Raw genomic sequence first — 25811 nt, forward strand, 5'->3', positions numbered from 1 at the left:
GTCCGCCCGGCACACGCCTGACGACCTCACGGTGGACCGCGGTGTCGGCGGTCCGTGATGGGATCGGGGCCGTGACCACGCCCCCCGCGCTGCGCCTCGTGCGCCCCGCCCTGGCCGACGGGCCGGCGCGGGGACCGGGCAGGCCGGTGGGCCTCGACGACGACCAGGCGATCGCGGTCGAGCGCGCGGTGCACGGTGACGACGGGGCCCTGCTCGTGCTCGGCGCGCCCGGCACGGGCAAGACCACCGTCGCGCTCGAGACGGTGGTCGCGGCCGTTGACGCGGGCCTCGCGCCTGAGGACGTCCTGGTCGTCTCCGCGGGCCGTCGCGCCGCCGCCGACCTGCGTGACCGCCTCGCGGCCCGGCTGCGTGCGACGTCGGGCCGGCCGCTCGTGCAGACCGCGCCCGCGGTCGCGTTCGCGGTGCTGCGGGCGCGCGCCGGGCACCTCGGTCTCGTGCCGCCGACCCTCGTCTCGGGGGCGGAGCAGGACCTGCTGCTCGCCGAGCTGCTCGCCGGCCACGCCGCGGGGGAGGGCGTGCGGCCCGTCTGGCCGGGGGACGTCCCCGCCGACGTCCCGACGATGCGCGCGTTCCGCGACGAGCTGCGCGACCTCCTCATGCGGGCCGCCGAGCGCGGGCTCGGACCAGTCGACCTCGCCGACCTCGGGGCGGCGCACGGCCGGCCCGAGTGGACGGCCGCGGCGCAGGTGTACGAGGAGTACCTCGACGTCCTCGAGCTGCGGTCCGCGACGCCCGACCTCGGCGCGCGGCTCGACCCCGCGGTCGTCGTCGAGGAGGCCGCGCAGGCGCTGCGCGCGTGGGACGACGAGGTGCCGGGCGCGGTGCGGCCGCGCTGGCGGCTCGTCGTGGTGGACGACCACCAGGAGAGCACCTCGGCCACCGCGCGGCTGCTGCGGGTGCTCGTCGACGACGGTGCGCGGCTGCTCCTCCTGGCCGACCCCGACGAGGCCGTGCAGACGTTCCGCGGGGCGGCGCCGACACTCGTCGGGCGCGCGGCCGTCGCCGGTGCCGGTGACGGCGAGCTCGGCGCCGTCACGCACGTCCTCAGGACGGTGTGGCGGCACGGTGACGCGGTCCGCGACGTGACGCGGCGCGTCACCGAGCGCATCGGGTCGGTCGGTGCGGTCCAGCACCGTCGAGCGACCGCCCGGTCCGCAGCGCGCGATCACGCGGCGCCCGCGCCCGAGGGTGACGCGCGTGCGACCCCGCGCGTCACGGCTCGGCCCGGCGCGCAGGCGCCGGTCGCCGACGCACGCGACCTGGGGCGCGGAGCGGGTGCCGTGCAGGCGGCCGTGCTGCCGAGCACCGCGCAGGAGGCCGCGTTCGTCGCCCACGCGCTGCGGACCGCCCACCTGGAGCACGGCGTCGGCTGGGACGAGATGGCGGTCGTCGCGCGGTCGGGTGCCCAGGTCACCGCGCTGCGCCGCGCGCTCGCGGGCGCGTCGGTCCCCGTCACCGTCGTGGGCAGCGACGTGCCGCTGCGCGAGGAGCCCGCCGTCCGGCCGCTGCTCGAGGCGGTGCGCGTCGTCGTGGGGGACGCCGAGCTCGACCCCGAGGCCGCGGCACGGCTCGCGTGCTCCCCGCTGGGCGGGCTCGACGCGGTCGGGTTGCGGCGCGTGCGCCGCGCCTTGCGTGCCGAGGAGCTCGGGTCCGGCGGGGGGCGCACGAGCGACGTGCTCCTGGTCGAGGCGCTCGAGGACCCCGCCCGCGTCGCCACGCTCCCGTCGTCGGTCGCCCGGCCCGTCGCCCGGCTCGCGGAGGTGCTGACCGCGGGACGTCGTGCGGCGGAGCAGCCGGACGCCGACGCGCAGACCGTGCTGTGGGCGCTCTGGCACGCGTCCGGGCTCGCCGAGCCGTGGCGACGGTCGGCGCTCGCGGGAGGTGTCGCGGGCGAGCGCGCGGACCGCGACCTCGACGCGGTGCTGGCGCTGTTCCGCGCGGCCGAGACGTTCGTCGACCGCATGCCGCGTGCGACGCCCGGCGCGTTCGCCGACTGGCTCGCCGCGCAGGACCTGCCGTCCGACTCGCTCGCGGCTGCGGCGCGCCGCCAGGCGGTGCCGGTCCTCACGCCCGCCGGCGCGGCGGGTCAGGAGTGGGACCTCGTCGTCGTCGCGGGCGTGCAGGACGGCGTCTGGCCCGACCTGCGGCTCCGCGACTCGCTGCTCGGCGCCCAGCGGCTCGTCGACCTCGTCGCGGGCCGCCAGGTGGACGGCACCGACGAGGGTGCCCGCGCGGCCGAGGCGCGCGCCGCGGTGCTCGCCGACGAGCTCCGGTCGTTCGCCGTCGCGTGCTCGCGCGCACGCTCGCGGCTCGTCGTGACGGCCGTCGCCGACGCCGACCAGCAGCCGTCGCCGTTCCTCGACCTCGTCGAGCCGTCCGACGGCGACGTGGACCACCGCCGGACCACGGTGCCCGCGGCCGCGGACCTCCGCGGGCTCGTCGCGGAGCTCCGCTCGCGCCTCGAGCAGGCCGTCGTCGACGGTGTCGAGCCCGACCCGGCGCTCGCGCGCACGCTCGCCCGGCTCGCGCGCGCGGGCGTCGCGGGCGCGGACCCCGCCGAGTGGCACGGGCTCGCCGAGCCGTCGAGCGACGCGGCCCTGTGGGGTCCGCAGGACCGCGTGCCGGTGTCCCCGTCCCGGCTCGAGGTCGCGCAGCGGTGCGCGCTGCGCTGGGCGCTCGAGGCCGCGGGCGGCACCGCCGCCGACTCGAGCGGTCAGACGCTCGGCACGCTCGTGCACGCGATCGCGCAGGAGCACCCGCGCGGGACGCGTGCCGAGCTCGCCGCGGAGCTCGACCGCCGCTGGTCGGAGCTCGGCCTCGGCGACGGGTGGCCCGCACGGGCGACCCGGAGGCGGGCGGAGGCGATGATCGACCGGCTCGCGGGGTACCTGCGCGACGCCGGCGCGCCGCTGCTCGTCGAGGGCGAGTTCACGCTGCGCACCGACCGGGCCGTCGTGCGCGGAACGGTCGACCGCGTCGAGCTCGACCCCGACCAGCCGGACGACGGCTCGACGGCGGTCCGCGTCGTCGACCTCAAGACGGGCGCGACCGTCCCGAGCAAGGCGAAGGCGGTCACCAACCCGCAGCTCGGCGCCTACCAGCTCGCGGTCGACGCGGGCGCGTTCGAGACCCTGCCGCCCGACGCCGCGAGCTCCGGGGCGCGGCTCGTCTACCTGGGCACGGGCGCGTCCGCGACGGAGCGCCACCAGGACGCCCTCGGCGGCGAGGGCGACGGACCGAGCTGGGCACGCGCGCTCGTCGACGAGGTCGCCGACAAGATGGCCGCCTCGACGTTCGTCGCCACGACGAACGACCTGTGCGACCGCTGCCCCGTGCGCCGCTCGTGCCCGGTGCGCCCCGAGGGCGGGCAGGTGGTCGCATGACGCTGCTGTCCGCCGCGCAGATCGCCGCCCTCGTCGGCCAGCCACCGCCCACGCCCGAGCAGGAGCGCGTCGTCGAGTCGCCGCTCGCGCCCGCGCTCGTCGTCGCCGGTGCCGGGTCGGGCAAGACGGAGACGATGGCCGCGCGCGTCGTGTGGCTGCTCGCGAACGGGCTCGTCGCACCCGAGCAGGTCCTCGGTCTGACCTTCACGCGCAAGGCCGCGGCCGAGCTCGCCGAGCGTGTCCGGCGACGGCTGCGCCGGCTCGCGCGCGCGGCCGCCGAGGAGGGCGTCGTGCTGCCCGGTGCGGCGGTCCTCGCGGGCGGCGACGGCGACGTGCTCGGGGGTCTCGTGCGGCCGACGGTCGCGACGTACAACGCGTACGCGTCGTCGCTCGTGAGCGACCACGCGCTGCGCCTGGGCCTCGACCCGTCGGCGCGACTGCTCGGCGAGGCCGCGCAGTGGCAGCTCGCGCACGAGGTCGTCGAGGCGTGGACGGGCGACGTCGACACGGACGCCGCGACGTCGACCGTCGTCGACGCCGTCCTGTCGCTGTCCGGCGCCCTCGACGAGCACCTGCTCACGCCCGCCGAGGCGCAGGCCGGGATCGCGGGCATCGTCGACGCGATCAACGCGACCCCCCACGGTCCCGGCAAGCGGACCGACCCCTACAGCGGTGTCACGGCCCTCGTGCGCCTGCTCGGCGAGCGGTCCCGCGTGCTCGACCTCGTCGCGACCTACCGCGACCGCAAGCGGGCCGCGGACGCGATCGACTTCGGCGACCAGGTCGCACTGGCGGCGAGGCTCGCGCTCGACGTGCCGGAGGTCGCGGCGGGCGAGCGTGCCCGCTTCCGCGTCGTGCTGCTCGACGAGTACCAGGACACGTCGTACGCGCAGCTCACGCTGCTCGCGGCGCTGTTCGGCGACGGCCACCCCGTGACGGCCGTCGGGGACCCGCACCAGTCGATCTACGGCTGGCGCGGCGCGAGCGCGGGCGGGCTCGAGGGGTTCCCGACGTCGTTCCCGGTGGTCGGTCCGGACGGGGACCGGCGGCCCGCCGACGTCCACTCGCTGTCGACGTCGTGGCGCAACGACCGGCGGATCCTCGACGCGGCGAACGTCGTCGCGGCACCGCTGCGCGCGTCGGCGTCCCGCGTCGACGTGCCCGTGCTCGCGGCGCGGCCCGGGGCCGGTGACGGGCGCGTGCACGCGCACGTGGCGGAGACCGTCGAGGACGAGGCACGCGCGATCGCGGAGTTCGTCAAGGCGCGCTGGCGGGCCGCGGCACCCGGCGTCGAGCGTGTGACGGCCGCCGTCCTGTGCCGCAAGCGCTCGCAGTTCCCGGTCGTGCAGCGCGCCCTGCGTGGCGCGGGTCTGCCCGTCGAGGTCGTCGGCCTCGGTGGCCTGCTCGCGACGCCGGAGGTCGTCGACCTGGTGGCCGCGCTGCAGGCCGCGCACGACCCGTCCCGCGGCGACGCCCTGATGCGCCTGCTCACGGGCGGCCGGACGCGGCTGGGTGCGGCCGACCTGCACGCGCTCGGCGCCTGGTCCGCCGAGCTCGCGGGACGTGCGGGCGGAGGCGGCCGGGCCGGTCGCGACCCCGGCGTGCAGGCCGACGTGGTCGACGAGCGCAGCATCGTCGACGCGCTCGACGAGCTGCCCAGGCCCGGCTGGCGCAGCGCCACCGGCCGTGAGCTCAGCGCCACCGCGCGCACCCGCCTCGCCGACCTCGCGCGGCTCCTCACCGCGCTCCGCTCGCACACCTACCTCGCGGTCCCCGAGCTCGTCGGCGAGGCCGAGCGGCTCCTGGGCCTCGACATCGAGGTCGCCGCGCGTGCCGGCGTGTCCCCGGGACGGGCGCGCGCCAACCTCGACGCGTTCCGCGACGTGGCCGTCGAGTTCGCGCGCACCGCGGACCACCCGACGCTCGGCGGCTTCCTCGCCTGGCTCGACGCGGCCGACTCCCGCGAGAGCGGCCTCGACATGCCCGTCGCGGAGCCCGACCCGGACGCCGTGCAGGTCATCACCGTGCACGCGGCCAAGGGCCTGGAGTGGGACGTCGTCGCCGTCGCGGGCCTCGTCGACGGCGTGCTCCCCGCCACCCGCACGCGCGGCAAGGACGGCCCCAAGGACTCCGCGTGGCTCACGGGCCTCGGCACGCTCCCGTACCCGCTGCGGGGCGACCGGCACGACCTGCCGGACTTCCCCTACGCGGGCGCCGAGCACCACAAGGACCTCGAGGAGCGTCGTCAGCGGTTCGTGCTCGACGCGGGTGCGCACCAGGTCGCGGAGGAACGCCGCCTCGCCTACGTCGCCCTGACCCGCGCGCGCACCGACCTTCTGCTCTCCGCCGCGTGGTGGGGCGACTCGAGCGGCGCGCGCGTGCTGTCGATCTTCCTCGAGGAGCTCGTGACCGCGGGCATCGTGACCGAGGACGGCTGGATGCCGCCGCCCGAGGCCGGCACGGGCAACCCGCGCGAGGACCAGGTCCTCAGCGCCGTCTGGCCCGCCGACCCGTTCGCCGTCGACGACGGTCCCGGCCGACGCCCCGCGGTCGCGGCGGCGGCCGCCCTGGTCCACGCGGCGCTCGCGGCCGCGTCGACCGAGGAGGACCGGGGCGCGGTCGGCGCTCGCGCGGTCGTCCCCGTCGACGAACCGGGCGGCATGCCGGTGCCGCGGGACGCCGCGGGCCAGCCAGTCCCGCAGGACGACACCTGCCAGCCAGTCCCGTCGGACCCCACGGGCCACCCGGTCCCGCGGGACGGAACAACCGGGACGGCCGACGTCGTCACTGCCACGCCGCCGGACGCGGCGCGGTCACGGTGGGAGGACCTCGCGGACCGCCTGCTCGAGGAGCAGGAGCGCGCCCGACGACCCGACGGCGGGGTCGAGCTGCCTGCGCACCTCTCGGCGTCGTCGCTCGTCCGCCTGCACGCCGACCCGGCCGAGTTCGCGCGCGGCCTGCGCCGACCGGTGCCGCGCGAGCCGTCGCCGCAGGCCCGCCGCGGCACGCGGTTCCACGCGTGGGTCGAGGGCTGGTACGGCGCCGCCTCGCTGGTCGACGTCGACGCGCTGCCCGGCGCGGACGACGACTCGACGCCCGTGGACGTCGACGAGGAGGCGCTGCGCGTGTCGTTCCTGCGCACGCCGTGGGCCGACCGCTCGCCGCTCGCGATCGAGGTCGACGTCGAGACGAGCGTCGACGGGTACGTGCTGCGCTCGCGCATCGACGCGGTGTTCCCCGACCAGGAGCGGGCCGACGTCGAAGGCCGTGCGGTCGTCGTCGTCGACTGGAAGACGGGCGCGCCGCCGGCCGACCCGGACGCCCGCGCGTCGCGCGAGCTCCAGCTCGCGGTCTACCGGCTCGCGTGGTCGCGGTGGACCGGCACGCCGCTCGAGCTCGTCCGCGCCGCCTTCTGCTACGTCGGTACGGGGGAGACGGTCTACCCGCAGCGCCTGCTCGGCGAGGACGAGATCACGACGCTCCTGCGCCACGCGACGTCCGACGAGTCCGACGCACCCGCGCCGAGCCCGTCGGCCGACGCGCGCACGACCGCGGACCGCGACTGGCCGCAGAACGTGGACCGGGGAACATCGAACCCGAGCGGCACGGCCTCGCGACCACGTCCGGCGTCGGCCGAGGGCAGCTCGCGCTCGCGGAGCACGAGTCGGCCCCGCTCGACCTGAGCCCTCTCGACCGGGCGCTCGCGTCGACCGGAGCGACCCCGCGTCCCCCGCGTTCGACCTGCGCCACGCTGGGGCTCGACCGCGACCGCGCAGCTGAGGACGGGGCGGCGGCGGCCGACCACTGACGCTCCCTCAGGCTCGCGACCGGACCAGCGAGCCGTTGTTCGGCGAGCCGCGGCCGGCGTCAGGCGTACGACGCGGAGGACTCCACGTCGGCGAGGCGGGTGTGCTCGTCGAGGTCCTGGAGCATCGCGACGGCGTCCGCGACGACCTCGTCGTCGCCCGTCCGCACCCCGTAGAGAAGCCACCTCGCGAGCGCGAGCTCGCCCGCGAGGAACGCGCGGCGCTGGAGGTGCGGGTCGGTGAGCTCGGTGCGTCGCAGCTGGTAGGCCTCCATGACGGAGTCCGCGGCCTCGGGCGACGCGGCGACCAGGAGCCACGACAGGTCGTCTGCGGGGTCGGCCACGACGGTGTCGCCCCAGCCCAGGAGGCCGCTGACCTTGCCCTCGTGGACGAGCACGCGCTCGGCGGACAGGTCGCCGTGCACGACGGTCGGTCGGAACCGCCACATCGCGACGTCCTCGAGCTGCTCCTCCCAGCGTCGCAGCAGCGCCGGCGGGACCTTGCCGGTGCGGGCGGCCTCGTCGACCTCGGCCTGCCGGCGCTGGCGGTACTCGGTCGCCTCGTAGACGGGCAGGCCGACGCTCTCGACGAGGGACGTGGGCAGCTCGTGGAGAGCGGCGATCGCGCGGCCGAGGTCGGCCGCGAGCCCGGGACCGGGGCGGAGGGTGTCGACACGCAGGGGTGCGCCGGGGATCTCGGCGTGCACCGCGGCACGCCCACCCTCGGGCAGGTGCGCGAAGCCGACGGGCCGGGGGACGGCGAAGGGCAGCGCGCCGGACGTGGTGTGCTCGGCGAGGCCCTCGAGCAGGTGGACCTCGGCCTCGAGCGCGGCGCCGGCGGCGGCGCTGGACGGCGCGCGCACGACCCAGCGGCGGCGCTGCGCGTCGATCACGACGGCGACGTCGTAGTCCGTGCCGGGCTGCGCGGGCCGTCGCACGTCGTACGCGTCGAGGCCGGGGACGGCGACCGTCGCCAGCGCGGCGAGAGCGAGGGGTGAGCGAGGCACGTCGACCAGGGTAGGTCGCAGGTCGGGCGCTTCCCGGTCGCGCCACGGCGTGTCGGTCCCATTCGTCCGACTGCGTGACGCGCCGGACGTCACGTCGTCGGCGCGTTGTTCGTGCCCGAGTGCCGGCGGGGGGCCGTGCCCGCGGGGCCGGTGGGTGCGGTGCGGGCGGGACGTGGCGGCGTGCGGACGGCGCACGCCCGGCGGTGGACGACGGGCAGCGGGCGCGTGCCGACGCGTACGGTGGCGGCGTGATCGTCGACGAGCTGCCCCTGTCCCGTGCTGTCGTGGACCGGGCGGCCGAGCACCGGCGTGACGGGCTCGCGGGGGCGCTCACGGCGTCGTCGACCCGCGTGATCCTGGTCGACGACGGCAGCGTGCTGACGGACGACGCCGGCGACCTGCTCCTGCTGACCCCGGACGACGCGCGGGCCCTCGTCGCGGCGCCCGGCGCCGCCGTGGACGACGCACGCACGACGGCGTCGCCCGACGGGCACGTCGGCGGGACGTCGACGCGTCCGGGGGTGGCCGGGTCCACGAACGGGCAGCGGAGCATCCCGACGGCCCCGGACGACGCCGTGACGTCGACGTCGACGCCCGATGGTGCCGACGTCGACGGGCTGTGGCTCCTCCTGGGACGCGACGACGACGGTGCTGCGTACCTGGCGCGCCGGGTGCTCGGCCGACGCCCGGCACCCGCGACGGGCTCGCCGGCCGACGTGCTGGTGCACCCGGCCGCGGCCGGGAGGGACACGTCCGGCGGCCCGACGACCCCGCTCCCGTCGGGCGCCCGGTGGTCGTCGCTGCGGGTCGTCGGCGCGACGTTGTCGGCCCGCGACGCCGGGCTCGCGACGGCGGCGGTCGCGCTCGACGCGTGGCACGCCCGGCACCCGCGCTGCCCGCGCTGCGGTGCGGTGACGGTCGCGACGCAGTCCGGCTGGGTGCGCGCGTGCACGGTCGACGGGTCGGAGCACTACCCCCGCACGGACCCGGCGGTGATCATGGCGGTCGTCGACGACCAGGACCGGCTGCTGCTGGGGCACGCGACCGCGTGGGCGGCGCACCGCTGGTCGACGCTGGCCGGGTTCGTCGAGCCGGGGGAGTCGCTCGAGAACGCGGTGCGCCGCGAGGTCCGGGAGGAGACGGGCGTCGTCGTCGACACCGTCGAGTACCGGGGGAGCCAGCCGTGGCCGTTCCCCGCGTCGCTCATGCTGGGCTTCCGCGCGCACGCACGGTCGACGGACGTGGCGGTGGACGGCGTCGAGCTCGAGGCCGCCGCGTGGTTCACCCGCGCGGAGCTGCGCGAGGCGGTGGCGTCGGGCGACGTGATCCCGCCGGGGCCGTCGTCGATCGCGCGCGCGCTCGTCGAGGACTGGTTCGGTGGTCGGCTCCCCGCGGGCCCGCCGTTCTGACCGACCGCGTCACGGGACCGCCCGCGAGGACGGACGACGACGGCGCCGCGCCGCGGGGGCGGCGGGCGCCGTGACGAGCGGACCGGTCAGACCTCGAGGCGCTCGCGGACCTGGACGAGCGACGGGTTGGTGAGCGCGCTGCCGTCGGGGAAGACGACGGTGGGCACGACGCGGTTGCCGCCGTTGACCGACTCGACGTACTGCGCGGCGGCGTCGTCCTGCTCGACGTCGACGACCGTGTAGCCGATGCCCGCGGAGTCGAGCTGCTTCTTCAGCCGGTGGCAGTACCCGCACCACGTGGTGGAGTACATCGTCACGGTGCCGGCCTGGGGCAGGGTCTCGGTGGTCATGGGTCCTCGTGGTGTCGACGGGCGGGGACCGGAGGGCCGGCCCCGACGGACGGGCGACGAGGAGCGCGCCTCGTCACGTGCTGCAACACGGTCGCACGGGCACGGCTTCCACGCCGCCGGTGTGGCGTGGACCACACGGACGGCTGACCTGCGACGACCCTGTTGACGCGCGCACGGGTGTGTCGGTCGGGGCTGCGACACTGGTCGACGATGTCCGCCGACGCCCTCCTCGACGCCCTCGACCCCGAGCAGCGGGCCGTCGCGACCGCGCTGCGCGGACCCGTGTGCGTCCTCGCCGGTGCGGGGACGGGCAAGACGCGCGCGATCACGCACCGCATCGCGTACGGCATCCGCACCGGCGTCTACCGCCCGGGCAACGTCCTCGCGGTGACGTTCACGGCGCGTGCCGCGGGGGAGATGCGGACGCGGCTGCGCGGCCTCGGCGCGTCGGGCGTGCAGGCGCGCACGTTCCACGCGGCGGCGCTGCGGCAGCTCGGCTTCTTCTGGCCGAAGGTCGTGGGCGGCGCGCCGCCGCGGATCCTCGACCAGAAGGCGCAGGTCGTCGCCGAGGCGGCGCGCCGCGTGGGCCTCTCGGTGGACCGGGTGAGCGTGCGCGACCTCTCCTCGGAGATCGAGTGGGCCAAGGTCTCGCTCGTCACGGCCGACGACTACGAGAAGGCGGTCGGTGCGATCGCCCGCCCGGCGCCGAGCGGCCAGGACCCGCAGGCCGTCGCCCGGCTCATGACGTCGTACGAGCAGGTCAAGACCGAGCGCGGCGTCATCGACTTCGAGGACGTCCTGCTGCTGCTGTCGGCGATGCTCGCGGAGCGCCGCGACGTCGCGGAGGAGATCCGCGAGCAGTACCGCTACTTCGTCGTCGACGAGTACCAGGACGTCAGCCCGCTGCAGCAGTTCCTGCTCGACCAGTGGCTCGGTGGTCGGCACGAGCTGTGCGTCGTCGGCGACCCGAGCCAGACCATCTACTCGTTCGCGGGCGCGACGCCGTACCACCTGACGACGTTCGCGACGACGCACCCGGGTGCGACGGTCGTGCGCCTGGTCCGCGACTACCGCTCGACGCCGCAGGTCGTGAGCCTGGCCAACCGCGTCATCGACGCGACCCGCCGCGCGGGCGGCCCGGCGCCTCTCGAGCTGCGGGCGCAGCGCCCGGACGGCCCCGAGGTGCGCTTCACGGCCTACGACGACGACGAGGCCGAGGCGACCGGTGTCGCGCAGGCGATCGGCCGCCTGGTCCGCAGCGGCGTCCGCCCCAGCGAGGTCGCGGTGCTCTACCGCACGAACGCGCAGTCCGAGGCCTTCGAGGAGGCGCTCGCGACGGCCGGGATCGCCTACCAGGTCCGTGGCGGCGAGCGGTTCTTCGCGCGGCGCGACGTCCGCGACGCCCTCGTCCTGCTGCGTGGTGGCGCCCGCTCCGCCGACCCGACGGTCCCGATGCCCGAGACCGTGCGCGACATCCTGCGGACGGTCGGGTGGGCGGAGGAGCCGCCCGCCGCGCGGGGCGCCGCGCGCGAGCGCTGGGACGCGATGCACGCGCTGGTCGGCCTGGCCGACGAGCTCGGCGCGGCTGCCGCGGACGGCACGCGCACCACGTCGGACGGCCGGACGGGGGCGACCGGGTCCGCGACGCTGGCCGACCTCGTGGCCGAGCTCGACGAGCGCGCCGCCGCGCAGCACGCGCCGACGGTCGAGGGCGTCACGCTCGCGTCGCTGCACGCCGCCAAGGGCCTCGAGTGGGACGCGGTGTTCCTCACGGGTCTCAGCGAGGGGCTGCTCCCGACGTCCCTCGCCGAGTCGGCCGCGGCGGTCGCGGAGGAGCGACGCCTGCTGTACGTCGGCGTCACCCGCGCCCGCGAGCACCTGCACCTGTCGTACGCCCGCTCGCGACTTCCCGGCGGCCGGCCGAACCGCACGCGCTCCCGCTTCCTCGCCGACCTGTGGCCCGACGACCGCCGGCCCGCCCGGTCGACGTCCACCCGCCGCCCCGCCGCCGCGCTCGACCCGACCGCGGACGAGGACGACCCGCGTGCGCGCCGCGTCGTCGCCGAGCTGACCCGCTGGCGCGACGAGCACGCCCGGTCCGTCGGCGTCAGCCCGGCCCGTGTGCTCACGTCGGCGACCGTCGCGCTCATCGGGCTGCACCGGCCCCGCACGCGCGAGGAGCTCGGCCGCGTGCCGGGGGTCGGTGCCCAGACGCTCGCGACGCTCGGCGACGACGTCCTCGCGGTCGTCGCACGCGCCGCCGGGAGCCCCGCGCAGGGCTGACGGCGAGCGTACGAGCGGGCCGACGCACGTCCGCTCCGCAGCGCGGCGACGGGCGCCCGGGCGGGTCGACGGTGGGCGTGCGAGAGGGCTGAACGGGCGACCGTCGGAGATTCGTCGAAGACATGTCGTTTATTCGGTTGTCCCGCGTCACGACCCCGCCCTACTGTGATCCTCGTCCTTGAACGTGGGCTGCGCCGGAAGGCCAGAGCCCGGAGCCGGAAGGAGGTGGGAGTCGCGATGAACACCAACCTGATCGTCACCTCGAGCGTCGCTCAGGCGTGCGCACATGTCGCCGCGCCCACCGGCGCCGGCTTCGAGGGGCGTGGTGTGTCCATCTCCGGGATGACGGCCATCGAGGGCCGGTTCCAGGGGACGGGTGTCGACACCGAGCTCCTTCCGACGTGGCGCAAGCGCCCCACCACCGATCGCTACATCCGTCTCAGGACTCCTTAGGTCTGACCCACTGAGGTCGCCCAGGCCGCGGAGTCCGTACATCGGACCCGCGGCCTTCACATTTTCCCCGATGACCCGGGGTGAACGTGTCGGTCCGGTCCGGACCACGAACGACACGCTCATCAGCGAGGACATCAGGAGGACATCGTGCGGCTCACGACGCTGCTCGACACCGTGAACCAGGGCGGATCTGGCGCCTGGCCTCCCACGGGCAGCACCGCGACCACCGACGACACCCAGTTCGACGCGCTCGTCGCCGACCTCATCCCGTGCCGCTCGCACGACCCGGAGCTGTGGTTCGCCGAGCAGACGGTGGTCGTGGAGCGCGCGAAGGCGCTGTGCCGGGAGTGCCCGCTCATGGAGGGCTGCCTCGCCGGCGCCATCGAGCGGGCCGAGCCCTGGGGCGTCTGGGGCGGTCAGGTCTTCATCGGCGGCGTGGTCGTCGCCACGAAGCGTGGCCGAGGACGCCCGCGGAAGAACCCGGCCCCCGCGGCCTGACCCGACGGTGGGGCGCACCCTGACGAGGTGGCGCCCCACCGCCCGACCTTCCGACGACCCTCAGGTCGTCGGCACCGGTACCCGTCCCACGACGGGCAGGGCGGGGCGCCCGCCGAGCGGGTGGGTCGGCCCGGGGGGGGGGGCCCCCCCGCCCGGGGGCCCCCCCCACCGCCCGACCTTCCGCCGACCCTCAGGTCGTCGGCACCGGTACCCGTCCCACGACGGGCAGGGCGGTGCACCCGCAGTCCGGGTGCACCGCCCATTCGCGTACCCGGGGCAGGGCGTCGGGCAGGCCGAGCTCGTAGGTCGTCCCGGGGGTGGTGGGCCCGGCGGTGCCGTCGAGGAGCGTCAAGGCCCAGGCGGCGGCGAGCGACGCGGCGACCCCGGCGACGACGCCGACCTCGGGGCCGTCCGCACGACCGGGGGCGGTGACGAGCTGGGCGACGAGCGTCGGCCACACCGGGTCGACGTCGGTGCGGTGCAGGTCGAGGCACCGCAGGCACGGCCCGCGACCCGGGTCGACGAGCGGGCCGACGAGCGTGTCGCCCTCCCGCACGACGACCGACAGGTGGGGGACGCCTGAGCCGACGAGCAGCGTCGCGCGTGCCGGGTCGGCCGCACCGTGCTCGACCACGACCACCACGTCGGGGGTCGCCCGCCCGTCGACGTCGACCCGAGGCGCCGCGTCACGCAGGACGCGTGCGGCGACCACCCCACGACGCGACCCCACGTCGCCCCAGCGGTAGCCGCCGACGCCGACGTCGTTCGAGCGGACCGGCCGCTCGTCGTCGAGCAGGACGCGCCCCACCCCGGCGGCGGCGAGCGCGACGGCCACGCCGAGTCCCGTCGGGCCCAGACCGACCACGCCCGCGGTGCGCGTCGAACGGGCCCGGACCAGGCCCGTGCCGTCACCGTCGGGCAGCAGCAGCGACCACGCGGCGGCGTCGGCGGCTGCGGGACCGTCGAGCTGCCGGGTGTCGCCCGCGCGGGTGAGCCGCGCCTGCGAGAGGAGCGCCGACACGGGCGCGAGGTCAGCGCGTCCGGCAGGGCTCGCGGAGGACGTCCCCGGTGACGGCGACGTGCGGGCGGGATCGCCGAGCCCGACGACGGCGTCGGCCTCCGCCGGGGTCAGGTCCGTCAGGCGGACCGCCCACCGCGGGTCGGTGCCGACCTGCACCTCGGTGCTGCTGCGTCGCAGGACGCGCAGGCCAGGACGCAGACGCATGAGCTCCTCCTCGGACGGTCGCGCCACTGTGGCACCGACCGTCACGCACCGGAGCACGTCGTCCACAGGCTCCCCGGCCGGGGACGACGAACGGCGCCGTCCGTCCGGACGGGCCCGGGAACACGAAGGGCGCCGTCCGACCGGACGGCGCCCTCTGCGCGGTGGTGCTCAGGCCTTGCCGAGGATGCGGTTGAGCTTGGTGCCGCACACCGGGCACGTGGCCTTCGCCATGCGTCGCCCGGAGTCCGACACGACGACCTCGCCCTCCGCCTCGCGCTTCTCCTTGCACTTCACGCAGTAGAACTCGCCTGCATAGGTGTCCGCCATCGGGTTCCCTCCCTCGGTCTCGAGCACCGGACCGAGGGACGGTGCCGGTGGCCGGCCGCGGTCCCGACGGGTGCGCCCGAGCGTCGTCCACAGTAGCGGCGCAGGACCTTCGCGACCGCGTGATCATGCGGAACACGCCGCGCGCGACCGGGTGAAGAGCGGGACGAGCACACCCGGGAGGGCTACCGTGCAGGTGTGCAGCCCACGGACGACCTGTCGCAGGTCGAGGTCCGCCGTTCGCGCCGGCGTGCGCGCACGGTGACGGCGTGGCGCGAGGGAGACAAGACGATCGTCGCGATCCCTGCCCGGTTCACGCGTGCGCAGGAGCTCGAGTGGGTCCGCCGGATGATGACGCGGCTCGCCGCGCAGGAGCGTCGCCGGCGTCCGTCGGACGAGGAGCTCGCGGCGCGCGCCGCCGACCTCTCCGCCCGCTACCTGGGCGGACGGGCCCGCCCGACGAGCGTCGCGTGGTCGAGCAACCAGGGCCGCCGGTGGGGGTCGTGCACCCCGAGCGACGGGACGATCCGGCTGTCCGACCGGCTGCGGGGCATGCCGCGGTGGGTCGTCGACTACGTGCTGCTGCACGAGCTCGCGCACCTCCTGCACGCGGGGCACGGCCCCGACTTCTGGGCGGAGCTCGACGCGTACCCGCGGACGCAGCGCGCGCGGGGGTTCCTCGAGGGCGTCGCGTACGCGAGCGACCGCGCGGGTGCCGACGGTCCGTCCGACGTCGACGGGGAGGCTCCCTCGGACGTGGACGACGCGGTCGACGACGACGCGGCCGCGCTGCAGGCGACCGACGTCGCCGTCGCGATCGAGCCCGGCGACGGTGCGGCCGAGCCGCGCGACGGCGCGGTGGCCCTGGACGGGGCGCCCGTCGGGGGCCGCACCGCGCCGAAGGCGCACGTCCGCCGCTGACGCCCCCGGACGTGCCGGCGCAGCCGCGTCCGCCGTCGAGGCGCGCGAGCCGGCGACGCGGCGCGGGCGCGGTCAGCGGGTCCGCGCCGCAGCGGGGTCAGCGCGTGGGCGGGTCCTCACGGTCGGCGGGGTCTGTCGGCTCGTCGTCGGAGGTCGGCGCGTCCGTCGGCTCGCCCGCGGCTCCGGTCGCGGTCGTCGGGTCCTCGCCGAGGATCTGGGCGAGCGCGCGGTCGACCTCCGCGGTCTCGTCGACGGCGGCGGCGCGGCGCGAGGCGTAGCCGGCGGGGTCGTCGAGGTCCTGCGTCGTCGGCAGCAGGTCGGGGTGGTCCCAGACGGCGTCGCGCGCGGACGGGCCCCCGTCGCGTGTGATCTGCGCCCACAGGGCGGCGGCGTCGCGCAGGCGTCGGGGCCGCAGCTCGAGCCCGACGAGGTTCGCGAAGGTCTGCTCGGCGGGTCCGCCCGCGGCGCGGCGGCGGCGCACCATCTCGCGCAGCGCCACGGTGTGCGGCAGGTGCGCGATCGCGGCGGCGGCGGTGACCTCGTCGACCCAGCCCTCGACGAGGGCCAGCGCGGTCTCGAGACGCTCGAGCGCGGCGCGCTGCTCGGGCGTCGTGTGCGGTGCGAAGACCCCGCCGGACAGCGCCTGCTGGAGGGCGGCGGCGTCGGTGGGGTCGATCGAGCTCACGGCCTCCTCGAGCTGGTCGACGTCGATCGTGATGCCCCGCGCGTACGCCTCGACGGTCGCGAGCAGGTGCGCGCGCAGCCACGGCACGTGCGTGAACAGGCGGGTTGCGGCGGCCTCGCGCAGCGCGAGGAAGAGGCGCACCTCGTCGAGGGGCGCGTCGAGGCCCTCGGCGAACGCGTCGACGTTGGCGGGGACGAGCGCGGGTGCGGGCGAGTCGAGCAGCGGCAGGCCGATGTCGGTCGTCCCGAAGACCTCGCGTGCGAGGGTGCCGGCGCCCTGCCCGACCTGCATGCCGAACACGGCCGAGCCGAGCTGGCGGAGCAGGTGGGACGGGTCCAGGCCGCCCGGCAGCGCGCCCGCGGCCTCCTCGGGCAGGCTCGCGCCGAGCGCGTCGACGAGCGCCCCGGACAGCGACGCGGCGACGGGCTCGGTGAGGGTGCGCCACGTGGGGAGGGTCGCCTCGACCCACTCGGCGCGGCTCCACGCGTGCGGCGTGCCGGACGACGGCGGGAGGTCGGTCACGGCGTCGAGCCACAGCTCGGCGACGGAGAGCGCGTCGAGGACGTCGCGCGCCCGGCCCGGCGACAGGGCCGGGTCCCCGCCGACGGAGGCCTGCTGGCGGGCCAGGTCGTGCGCCATCTGCCAGTTCACCGGGTCGTCGCCGGCCGCGGCCAGCAGGCGCTGGACCTGTGCGACGGCCTGCTCGACGAGCCGCGGGTCGTCCGGGAGGCCGGACGCGCCCGCCATCTGGGCGGGGTCGAACCCGCGCTCGCGCATCTCGCGGATCGCGGCGTCGGCGCCGTCGCCGAGCATGGCCCGGAGCATCTGCTCCCAGGCGGGGGTCTCGGGCCCGTCGGGCCCGGGCACGGCGGGGTTGTCGGGGCTCACGGGGACCTCCTGCGACGATGGGGCCGGCGGGGACCACGGTAACCACGCAGGACAGGAACGAGGGACGGGTGGACGGGCAGGTTCGCTCAGGGCGCACGGACGCGTCCGGGACGGGGTCGGCGCGCGCGCAGCGGAGCGCCGCGACGGGTGCGCGCACCCCGCGTCGACGCCCCGCGACGGCACCGGCGCAGCCGCGACCGGCGGCGGACGGCACGGGCGACCGCGTCGTCGTGGTCGGCGCGGGGCCCGTCGCGACCGCGATGCTCAACTCCTGGGACGGGGCGCGCTCGGTCGAGGCGCTGCCGGAGCGCGAGCCGCAGTCGGCGCTCGTCGGGGCGGACGTCGTCGTCCTCGTCGCGCACGCCGCGGACCTCGCGCAGCACGCCGGGGTCGCGCCCCGGGACCGGCAGGCCGCGGCCGTCGCCGGGGCGCAGCACACGCTCGCGGCCGCGCGCGCCGTGGGGGTCCGGCACGTCGTCGTCGTGAGCTCGGCCGTGGTGCACGGCGCGTGGCCGGACCGGCCCGTCGTGCACGACGACGACCCGCTCCCGCGCGGCGCCGACGCGGCGCAGGACGGGATCGTCGCGGACCTCGCCGCCGTCGAGGCGGTCGTCGCACGGGCGTCCCGGCGACGGACGCCGGCGGTCACGGTGCTGCGGCCCGCGGCGATCGTCGGTCCCGGCGTCGACACCTTCGTCACGCGGCACTTCGAGGCGCCCCGGCTGCTCACCGTGCGCGGTGCCGTGCGGCAGTGGCAGCTCGTGCACGTCGACGACGTCGCCGCAGCCGCCCGGTTCGCCGTCGACCACCGGCTCACCGGCGCCCTCACCGTCGGCGCGCCCGACGTCCTGACGCCGTCGCAGGTCGAGGCCGCGGCCGGGATGCGGCGGGTCGAGCTCGCACCCGCGACGGCCTTCGGCACGGCCGAGCGGCTGCACCGCGTGGGGGTCCTGCCGTCGCCCGCGTCCGAGCTCGCGTTCGTCGTCTACCCGTGGACCGTGGCCGCGGACCGGCTGACCGCGGCCGGGTGGTCCGCGCGCTGGTCGAGCCGTGAGTGCCTCGACGTGCTGCTCGAGGGCGTCCAGGGGCGCGTGGCGGTCGCGGGCCGGCGCATGGGGTCCCGCGACGCGGCCGCGCTCGGGGCGGCCGGGGCGGCCGTCGCGCTCATCGGCACGGCCGCCGTCTGGCGGCAGGCACGGGCCCGGCGACGTGGCTGAGCGTCGTCGGCACACAGCGCGGTAGGGGATGATCGGCACCGTGCTCGACGCCACCGACCCGCCGCTCGACGACGACGAGCAGCCCGCACCGCGGCCGCTGTCGCCGCGCGCCGCGACGCTCACGACGTCCCTGCTGGCCGGCGCGACGCTGCTCGCCGTGCTCGTCGTCCTGCCGACGCCGTACGCGGTCAACAGCCCCGGCCCCACGCGCGACGTGCTCGGCGAGCACGACGGCACGTCCATGATCGAGATCTCGGGCGCCGAGACGCACGACTCGACCGGCGAGCTGCGGCTCACGACGGTGTCGAGCACCGGCGGCCCGGGCTACCCGTCGAGCATCCTCGGCGTCCTGTCCGGCTGGTTCTCCGCGTCGTCCGTCGTGCTGCCTGTCGAGCAGGTCTACCCGCCCGACGTCTCGCAGGAGCAGATCGACGAGTCCAACCAGGCGGAGATGGTGTCCTCGCAGGAGGACGCGACGGTCGCCGCCCTCACCGAGCTCGGGTACGAGGTGCCTGCCACGCTGCTCGTCGCGGGCACGGTCGAGGGCACGGACGCGGCGGGCAAGCTCGAGGAGAACGACGTGCTCGTCGGGTTCGAGGGCGAGCCGCTGCCGGACTACCAGTCGCTGGTCGACGACCTCGCGGCCGTGCAGCCGGGCGACACGGTGACGCTGACGGTGCAGCGGCACGGGCAGGACGTGGACGTGCCGGTCGTCACGAGCGAGCGCGAGGGCGGCGGCGCGCAGATCGGCGTGCTCATCGACCCGACGTTCGACATGCCCGTCGACGTGACGATCAGCATCGACGACATCGGCGGGCCCAGCGCGGGCACGATGTTCGCCCTCGGGATCATCGACAAGCTCACCCCCGAGGACGAGGCGGACGGCGAGGTCATCGCGGGCACCGGGACGATGGACGTGACCGGTGCGGTCGGGCCGATCGGCGGCATCCGGCAGAAGCTCGCGGGGGCGGAGCGCGACGGCGCGGGCTGGTTCCTCGCGCCCGCGCGCAACTGCGACGAGGTCGTCGGCCACGTGCCCGACGGGCTGCGCGTCGTCCGCGTCGCCACGCTCCACGACGCGCGCGTCGCGATGGAGGCCATCGGCGCGGGCGAGGCCGACGACCTGCCGACGTGCACGCAGGACGCGGCGACGCCGTCGCCCACCGCCGGCTGACACGGGCCGGGAAGGACCGGGGCATGGAGATCCTGCGGTACCGGGCGTTCACGACCGTCGAGCCGGACCCCGCGTCCGGGAATCCTGCCGGCGTCGTGCTCGACGCCGAGTCGCTCGACGACGCCGACATGCTGCGGATCGCGGCGGAGCTCGGGTTCAGCGAGACGGCGTTCCTCACCGGGATCGAGCGCGCCGCCGCCCGCGTGCGCTACTTCACCCCGCGCGCGGAGATCGCGTTCTGCGGGCACGCCACCGTCGCGTCCGGCGTCGTGCTGGCGCGGTTGCGCGGTGCGGGCCCCGTGGTGACGCTCACCACGAACGCGGGCCTCGTCCCCGTCGAGGTGAGCGCGGACCGGGCGACGCTCGTCGCGGTCGACACGCACGTCGAGGACCTCGACGGCGACCTGCTCGACGCCCTGCTCGCCGCGCTGCGCCTGGACCGCGAGGACCTCGACCCCCTGCTGCCCCCGGCGCTCGTGCACGGGGGCAACCTGCACCCGCTCGTCGCGGTGCGCGCCGGGGTGCTCGACCGCCTCGACCACGACGACGACGCCGTGCTGCGGCTGCAGGACGCGCAGGGGTGGGACGGCACGGTGCCGGTCGTGCACCGGGTGTCGGCGACCAGGTTCGCGTCCCGCAACCCTTTCCCGCGCGGCGGGATACGGGAGGACCCGGCGACGGGGTCGGCGGCGGCGGGCCTCGGGGCGTACCTGCGGGCCGGGCGGCACGTGGACGCGCCGACCGTGCTGACCGTCGACCAGGGGGCGGAGACCGGGCGGCCGTCGCATCTCGTCGTGGAGGTCCCGCGCGAGGGGCGCGTCCGGGTCACGGGCACCGCCGAGGAGATGGCGCCCGCCGAGGGGTGACCGGGCGGCGCCGCGGACGGACGTCCCGGTGCGACCGCGTCGGTCGCGGACCCGTCAGTCGAGCGTCGAGCGCAGCGCCGAGACGAGACCGGGCACGAGGTCCGGACCCTGGCCGACCTGGTCGTCGGCGTCGTGCTCCCGGCTGCGGACCGCGCACCACGACGGCCCGTCGCGCAGCACGCCGACCGCGAGGCGCACGTCGGCGCGGTCGGGGTGCGCGAGCAGGTAGGCGAGCGCCGCGTCGGGCTCCTGCGGCATGTCGGCCTCCGCCGCGGGCGGCAGCACGACGCGCTCCACGGTCACCGCGACGCCGTCGACCGCGTCCGGCCACGACAGCCCGGCCAGCAGCGTCTCGAGGTCCGGCGCGGACGGCAGCCCCTCCTGCTCGACGGACGTGAGGTGCCACGGGTCGGCGGCCGCTGCGTCGAGCACGTCGTGCGTGAGCTGGTCCGCGAGACCCGGCTCGGTCGCGAGCGCGGATTGCGTCCTGACCAGCGCGAACACCCGCACCGGCGCGTCCCACCCGGCGGTGGCGGCGTGGTGCTCGACCTCGCGGACTGCGTCGGAGAGCGCGCGCTGGCCAGGGTGCGGTGCGGTGGGGGGCTGTGTCACCGGACCATGGTCGCACCCGTGTGGGAACCTGGGCCTCGAGCAGCACGTTCACACCGAGGAGCGGTCCGCGCGTGCGCGTGCCGCCCGGCCGCGGTCCGCCGCGGTCCGCCGTGCCCGACGACGACGAGGACCCTTCGTGACCTTCGCCAGCCCACCCCGCCCACGACCTGCCGGCCGACGTCGGCGCGGGGCGCTCGCCCCGACGCTCGTCGTCCTCGGCGTGCTCGTCGTCCTCGTCCTGGTGCTCGCCCAGGTCTGGACCGAGGTGCTGTGGTTCGACCAGCTCGGCTACCTCCAGGTGATCGGCACCGAGTGGGGCACGCGTGCGGTGCTGTTCGTCCTCGGCTTCGGCCTGATGGCGGGCGCCGTGGCGGCGAGCCTGAGCTTCGGGTACCGCTCGCGGCCGGTGTACGCGCCGTCGACGCCCGAGCAGGCGAACCTCGACCAGTACCGCGAGGCCATCGAGCCGCTGCGCCGGCTCGTCATGATCGTCGGGCCGGCCGTCCTCGGCCTGTTCGCCGGCGCCGCCGCGTCGCAGCAGTGGTCGACGGTCCAGCTCTGGATGCACGGCAAGACGGTCGGCGAGAAGGACCCGCAGTACGGCATCGACCTCGGGTTCTACCTGTTCACGCTGCCGGGCATCCGGTTCGTCGTGTCGTTCCTCATGGCCGTGACGATCCTCGCGGGGATCGCCGGGCTCGCGACGCAGTACCTGTACGGCGGCCTGCGGGTCGGCGGCGGGCGGGGGAACGGCCCGCGGACGACGCGCGCCGCGCGCGTGCACCTGTCGGTCATCGGCGCGGTGCTCATGCTCCTCATCGCCGCGAACTACTGGCTCGACCGGTACTCGATCCTCACGAAGGCGGGGGAGAAGTTCCACGGCGCGGCGTTCACCGACGTGCACGCCGTCATCCCGTCGAAGGCGATCCTCGCGGGCATCGCGATCTTCGTCGCCGTCATGTTCGTCGTCACCGCGGTCCGCGGGAACTGGCGCCTGCCCGCCATCGGCGTCGGCCTCATGGTGATCGCCGCGATCGCCGTCGGCGGCATCTACCCGGCGGTCGTCCAGCGCTTCCAGGTGCAGCCCAACCAGCAGGACCGTGAGGCGCCGTACATCCAGCGCAACATCGACGCGACGCTCGCGGCGTACGGGCTCGAGGACGTGCAGACCGCGGACTACGACGCGACCGTGACGGCCGAGGCCGGCGCCCTGCGCTCCGACGCCGAGACGACCGCGTCGATCCGTCTGCTCGACCCGCAGGTCGTGAGCCCGTCGTTCAAGCAGCTCCAGCAGATCCGCGGGTTCTACCACTTCCCGGACTCGCTCTCGGTCGACCGGTACGAGGTCGAGGGCGAGAGCCGCGACACCGTCATCGCGGTGCGCGAGCTCGACCTCGAGGGCCTCGACTCGGCGCAGCGCAACTGGACCAACGACCGCACCGTGTACACGCACGGGTTCGGCGTGGTCGCCGCGTACGGCAACACGACCGCCGGTCGTGGCGCGCCGGACTTCTGGGAGGGCGGCATCCCCTCGCAGGGGCAGATGGGCGAGTACGAGCCGCGCATCTACTTCAGCCCGCAGGCGCCCGCGTACTCGATCGTCGGCGCGCCCAGCGGCGACGGCTGGGAGTTCGACTACCCGTCCGACGACGCGCAGGGTCAGGAGCTCACACGCTTCCCGACGCAGGACGTCTCGGCCGGGCCGAGCATCGGCAACCCGTGGAACAAGCTGCTCTACGCGCTGAAGTTCGGCGACGAGCAGCTCGTCTTCTCGAACCGTGTCACCGACGTCTCGCAGATCCTCTACGACCGGAACCCGCGCGACCGCGTCGCGAAGGTCGCGCCGTACCTGACGCTCGACGGGCGCGTGTACCCGGCGGTCGTCGAGGGCCGCGTGAAGTGGATCATCGACGGCTACACGACGAGCGACCAGTACCCGTACTCGGCGGGCCGCTCGCTCGAGTCCGCCACGCGTGACGCGCTCACGGAGACGACGGAGACCATCCAGGCGCTCCAGCCGAAGACCGTGAACTACATCCGCAACTCGGTGAAGGCCACGGTCGACGCGTACGACGGGTCGGTCGACCTGTACGCGTGGGACCCGTCCGACCCGGTGCTCGAGGCCTGGTCGGAGGTCTTCCCGACGTCGCTCAAGCCGCTGTCGGAGATCAGCGGTCCGCTCATGAGCCACCTGCGCTACCCCGAGGACCTGTTCAAGGTGCAGCGCGCCCTGCTCACGCGGTACCACGTCGAGGACGCCAACCAGTTCTTCTCCGGCAACGACTTCTGGGCGAACCCGCTCGACCCGACGCACCCGAACGTCAACGTGCCGCAGCCGCCGTACTACCTGACGCTGCGCATGCCCGACCAGGACGAGGCGCGGTTCTCGCTCATGTCGACGTTCATCCCCGGCGGCTCCGGGGCGCGCGAGGTGCTCACCGGGTACCTGGCCGTCGACGCGGAAGCGGGGTCGGAAGCGGGGAAGCCGTCCGCCGACTACGGCAAGCTCCGGCTGCTCGAGCTGCCACGCGACTCGACCGTGCCGGGCCCCGGCCAGGTGAACAACAACTTCAACGCCGACCCGACGGTGTCCAACGAGCTGAACATCCTGGCGCGCGGGGACTCGCAGGTCGTCCGCGGCAACCTGCTGACGCTGCCCGTCGGCGGCGGTCTGCTCTACGTGCAGCCCGTGTACGTGCAGGCCGCGTCGGGCACCGCGTTCCCGCTGCTCCAGCGCGTGCTGGTCGCGTGGGGCGACTCGATCGGGTTCGCGAGCACGCTCGACGGTGCGCTCGACCAGGTGTTCGGCGGCGACTCGGGCGCCGAGGCCGGCGACGCCGGGACCAACCCCGACGACGGTGCGACACCGCCCGCCGAGACCCCGGGCGAGCAGCCGACCGGCACACCGACGGAGAGCCCGACGGACGGCGTCCCGCCGGACGCGGCCGCCGCGCGGGCGTCGCTCGACCTCGCGCTGCAGCAGGCGCGGCAGGCCCTGGAGGACAGCCAGGCGGCGCTCCAGACCGGCGACTTCACGAAGTACGGCGAGGCTCAGGACCGCCTGTCGCGGGCCGTGCAGGACGCGATCAAGGCCGAGGCCGACCTCGAGGCCGCGGGCGGCTGACCGTCGTGGTGACCGCCGGCCGGGCCGGGCGTCGTGGGGCTTCCCGCGGTGCCCGGCCCGGCCTGTGACCGGCCTCACGCGGGAGGATTTGGTCTGGTCCGGAGGGTGTCGTAGAGTTGTCGAGCCGACGCGGGGTGGAGCAGCTCGGTAGCTCGCTGGGCTCATAACCCAGAGGTCGCAGGTTCAAATCCTGCCCCCGCTACAAGAAGACGAAGGCCCGGACCACACGGTCCGGGCCTTCGTCGTTCCGCCGGTGGTCCACGGTGCCGTGCAGCAGCCCGCGGCGGGGGTCTCCCGTCATGAAGGAGTGGTCATGTCGCGTGTCGTCGTCACCGGGTCGTCCGACGGGATCGGGCGGGAGACCGCCCGACAGCTGATCGACGCCGGGCACGACGTCGTCGGGCACGCGCGTGACGCGGCCCGGGCGGAGCAGCTGCGCGCGGGGCTCCCGGGGCTGCGCGACGTCCTCATCGGCGACCTCGCGTCGCTCGCGCAGACGCGGGCGCTGGCCGCCGCGATCGCCGACGCGGGGCCGTTCGACGCCGTCGTGCACAACGCCGGCATCGGTGGCGGGGCACCCGAGCGGGTCGAGACGGCCGACGGGTTCGAGCGCATCTTCCAGGTCAACACCGTCGCGCCGTACGTGCTCACGGCGCTCGCGCCGCGCCCGGCCCGGCTGGTCTACCTCACGTCGGGCCTCGAGGCGCAGGGCCGGGTCGCGTTCGACGACCTGCAGTGGTCGAGCCGTCCGTGGGACGGCATGCAGGCGTACTCCGACTCCAAGCTGTTCGACGTGGTGCTCGCGTTCGCGGTCGCGCGGCTGTGGCCGGACGTGCTCGCGACGGCCGTCGACCCCGGGTGGATCAAGACCAAGCTCGGCGGTCCGGACGCGTGGGACGAGGTCGGCGACGGTGCCGCGACGCAGGTGTGGCTCGCGACGTCCGACGACGCGGCGGCCCGCGTCAGCGGCGTCTACCTCAAGCGGTTCGAGCAGCTCGAGGCCAACCCGGCGGCGTCGGACGTCGACGTGCAGGACGGGCTGCTCGCAGCGCTCGCCGACCTGACGGGGGTCGAGCTGCCGCGCTGACGGCGGCCACCGGCGGCGCCGAGCTCCGCGTCGGGCCCGAGCGCCGAGGAAGCGAGCCCGGGCGCGCCGCTGACGCGGGCCCTGACCGTCTGGTTCGGGCCCGTGTCGCTTCCGGCGGGCACGCGGGTCGTTGCTGAAATGTTTAGACGATGGCTGGTGCGGCGACGGCGCTGCAAGGTGAGCGACGACAACGACGACGGGTACCGGCGGCGCATCTTCATCGGTGAAGAAGCCGACGACGCGACGCGCGCGAGCCCCCGTCGCCAGCCCCACCCGCCGCGCGCGGGTACCCACGGAGAGGCGCCACATGACAGGGACCCAGCGCCGCGGGAGGACTGCTCTCGCGGCCGCGACGCTGGCCGTCGCCACGACCATCGTCGGCCTGACCGCCGCGCAGCCCGCTCAGGCGGCGGCGAGCACGCTCGGTGCGGCAGCCGCGCAGAGCGGGCGGTACTTCGGCACCGCGATCGCGGCGGGCC

Annotated in this window: 17 protein-coding genes, 1 tRNA gene and 1 pseudogene; 13 read left to right on the forward strand and 6 right to left on the reverse strand. The window is 76.1% G+C overall.

Annotated elements, in window-relative coordinates:
- The first annotated feature begins 71 nt into the window (after window positions 1-71).
- Together KOV94_RS19480 and KOV94_RS19485 are read left to right on the forward strand one after the other, a co-directional pair.
- Complete coding sequence (locus tag KOV94_RS19480; RefSeq protein ID WP_218052931.1) at window positions 72-3404, forward strand: ATP-dependent helicase; 3333 nt, start codon at window positions 72-74, stop codon at window positions 3402-3404.
- A complete protein-coding gene (locus tag KOV94_RS19485; protein WP_218052932.1) occupies window positions 3401-7087 on the forward strand; it encodes an ATP-dependent helicase in 3687 nt (1228 codons plus the stop codon). The genes KOV94_RS19480 and KOV94_RS19485 overlap by 4 nt, the downstream gene beginning before the upstream one ends.
- A 184-nt stretch (window positions 7088-7271) precedes the next feature.
- Here KOV94_RS19485 and KOV94_RS19490 read toward each other — a convergent pair whose 3' ends face one another.
- A complete protein-coding gene (locus tag KOV94_RS19490) occupies window positions 7272-8216 on the reverse strand; it encodes a phosphotransferase (RefSeq protein ID WP_124343099.1) in 945 nt (314 codons plus the stop codon).
- Window positions 8217-8464: 248 nt separating this feature from the next.
- Here KOV94_RS19490 and nudC point away from each other — a divergent pair, with 248 nt between their 5' ends.
- A complete protein-coding gene (gene nudC, locus KOV94_RS19495) occupies window positions 8465-9625 on the forward strand; it encodes an NAD(+) diphosphatase (protein ID WP_218052933.1) in 1161 nt (386 codons plus the stop codon).
- Window positions 9626-9711: 86 nt separating this feature from the next.
- On the opposite strand, the gene KOV94_RS19500 is transcribed toward nudC, so the two are convergent.
- Window positions 9712-9975, reverse strand: a complete 264-nt coding sequence (locus KOV94_RS19500) for a mycoredoxin (protein WP_124343097.1) — start codon at window positions 9973-9975, stop codon at window positions 9712-9714.
- Window positions 9976-10185: 210 nt separating this feature from the next.
- Between KOV94_RS19500 and KOV94_RS19505 the strand changes: the two genes are divergently transcribed.
- The 3 genes from KOV94_RS19505 to KOV94_RS19515 all read left to right on the forward strand — a co-directional run bounded on the left by KOV94_RS19505 (window position 10186) and on the right by KOV94_RS19515 (window position 13209).
- Complete coding sequence (locus KOV94_RS19505) at window positions 10186-12258, forward strand: ATP-dependent helicase (RefSeq protein ID WP_218052934.1); 2073 nt, start codon at window positions 10186-10188, stop codon at window positions 12256-12258.
- Window positions 12259-12495: 237 nt separating this feature from the next.
- Window positions 12496-12711, forward strand: a complete 216-nt coding sequence (locus KOV94_RS19510) for a hypothetical protein (RefSeq protein ID WP_124343095.1) — start codon at window positions 12496-12498, stop codon at window positions 12709-12711.
- Window positions 12712-12858: 147 nt separating this feature from the next.
- Complete coding sequence (locus tag KOV94_RS19515) at window positions 12859-13209, forward strand: WhiB family transcriptional regulator (protein ID WP_124343094.1); 351 nt, start codon at window positions 12859-12861, stop codon at window positions 13207-13209.
- 190 nt (window positions 13210-13399) lie between these two features.
- Here KOV94_RS19515 and KOV94_RS19520 read toward each other — a convergent pair whose 3' ends face one another.
- Both KOV94_RS19520 and KOV94_RS19525 read right to left on the reverse strand, forming a co-directional pair.
- Window positions 13400-14434 carry a ThiF family adenylyltransferase gene (locus KOV94_RS19520; RefSeq protein ID WP_218052935.1) on the reverse strand — a complete coding sequence of 345 codons (1035 nt, stop codon included), beginning with the start codon at window positions 14432-14434 and terminating at the stop codon, window positions 13400-13402.
- 168 nt (window positions 14435-14602) lie between these two features.
- Complete coding sequence (locus tag KOV94_RS19525; RefSeq protein WP_124343092.1) at window positions 14603-14761, reverse strand: DUF5679 domain-containing protein; 159 nt, start codon at window positions 14759-14761, stop codon at window positions 14603-14605.
- Window positions 14762-14956: 195 nt separating this feature from the next.
- Between KOV94_RS19525 and KOV94_RS19530 the strand changes: the two are divergent.
- Window positions 14957-15538, forward strand: a pseudogene (locus KOV94_RS19530) (M48 metallopeptidase family protein); the annotation flags it as partial.
- Window positions 15539-15776: 238 nt separating this feature from the next.
- Here the strand turns inward: KOV94_RS19530 and KOV94_RS19535 are convergent.
- A complete protein-coding gene (locus KOV94_RS19535; protein ID WP_124341943.1) occupies window positions 15777-17252 on the reverse strand; it encodes a zinc-dependent metalloprotease in 1476 nt (491 codons plus the stop codon).
- A gap of 68 nt (window positions 17253-17320) precedes the next feature.
- Here KOV94_RS19535 and KOV94_RS19540 point away from each other — a divergent pair, with 68 nt between their 5' ends.
- From KOV94_RS19540 to KOV94_RS19550, 3 genes are read left to right on the forward strand one after another with little or no spacing between them, the layout of a single operon-like run.
- Window positions 17321-18469: an NAD-dependent epimerase/dehydratase family protein gene (locus tag KOV94_RS19540; protein ID WP_308160675.1), complete on the forward strand. Its 1149-nt coding sequence runs from the start codon at window positions 17321-17323 to the stop codon at window positions 18467-18469.
- A gap of 40 nt (window positions 18470-18509) precedes the next feature.
- The gene (locus KOV94_RS19545; RefSeq protein ID WP_308160677.1) at window positions 18510-19643 is read left to right on the forward strand and encodes a YlbL family protein; all 1134 of its coding nucleotides are present in this window, start codon (window positions 18510-18512) and stop codon (window positions 19641-19643) included.
- Between the two features lie 23 nt (window positions 19644-19666).
- Window positions 19667-20509 carry a PhzF family phenazine biosynthesis protein gene (locus KOV94_RS19550; protein WP_218052937.1) on the forward strand — a complete coding sequence of 281 codons (843 nt, stop codon included), beginning with the start codon at window positions 19667-19669 and terminating at the stop codon, window positions 20507-20509.
- Between the two features lie 54 nt (window positions 20510-20563).
- Here the strand turns inward: KOV94_RS19550 and KOV94_RS19555 are convergent, their stop codons facing one another.
- A complete protein-coding gene (locus KOV94_RS19555) occupies window positions 20564-21121 on the reverse strand; it encodes a PPA1309 family protein (protein WP_218052938.1) in 558 nt (185 codons plus the stop codon).
- A 136-nt stretch (window positions 21122-21257) separates the two neighbouring features.
- Between KOV94_RS19555 and KOV94_RS19560 the strand changes: the two genes are divergently transcribed.
- The 3 genes from KOV94_RS19560 (at window position 21258) to KOV94_RS19570 (ending at window position 25332) form a co-directional block, all read left to right on the forward strand.
- Window positions 21258-24245 (forward strand): UPF0182 family membrane protein, encoded by a 2988-nt coding sequence (locus KOV94_RS19560; RefSeq protein WP_218052939.1) that lies wholly within the window; start codon window positions 21258-21260, stop codon window positions 24243-24245.
- 128 nt (window positions 24246-24373) lie between these two features.
- Window positions 24374-24447, forward strand: a tRNA-Met gene (locus KOV94_RS19565).
- Between the two features lie 111 nt (window positions 24448-24558).
- Window positions 24559-25332: an SDR family NAD(P)-dependent oxidoreductase gene (locus tag KOV94_RS19570; RefSeq protein WP_218052940.1), complete on the forward strand. Its 774-nt coding sequence runs from the start codon at window positions 24559-24561 to the stop codon at window positions 25330-25332.
- Window positions 25333-25811 lie beyond the last annotated feature (479 nt).

Source organism: Cellulomonas algicola (assembly GCF_019024305.1).
Classification (GTDB): Bacteria; Actinomycetota; Actinomycetes; order Actinomycetales; family Cellulomonadaceae; genus Cellulomonas; species Cellulomonas algicola.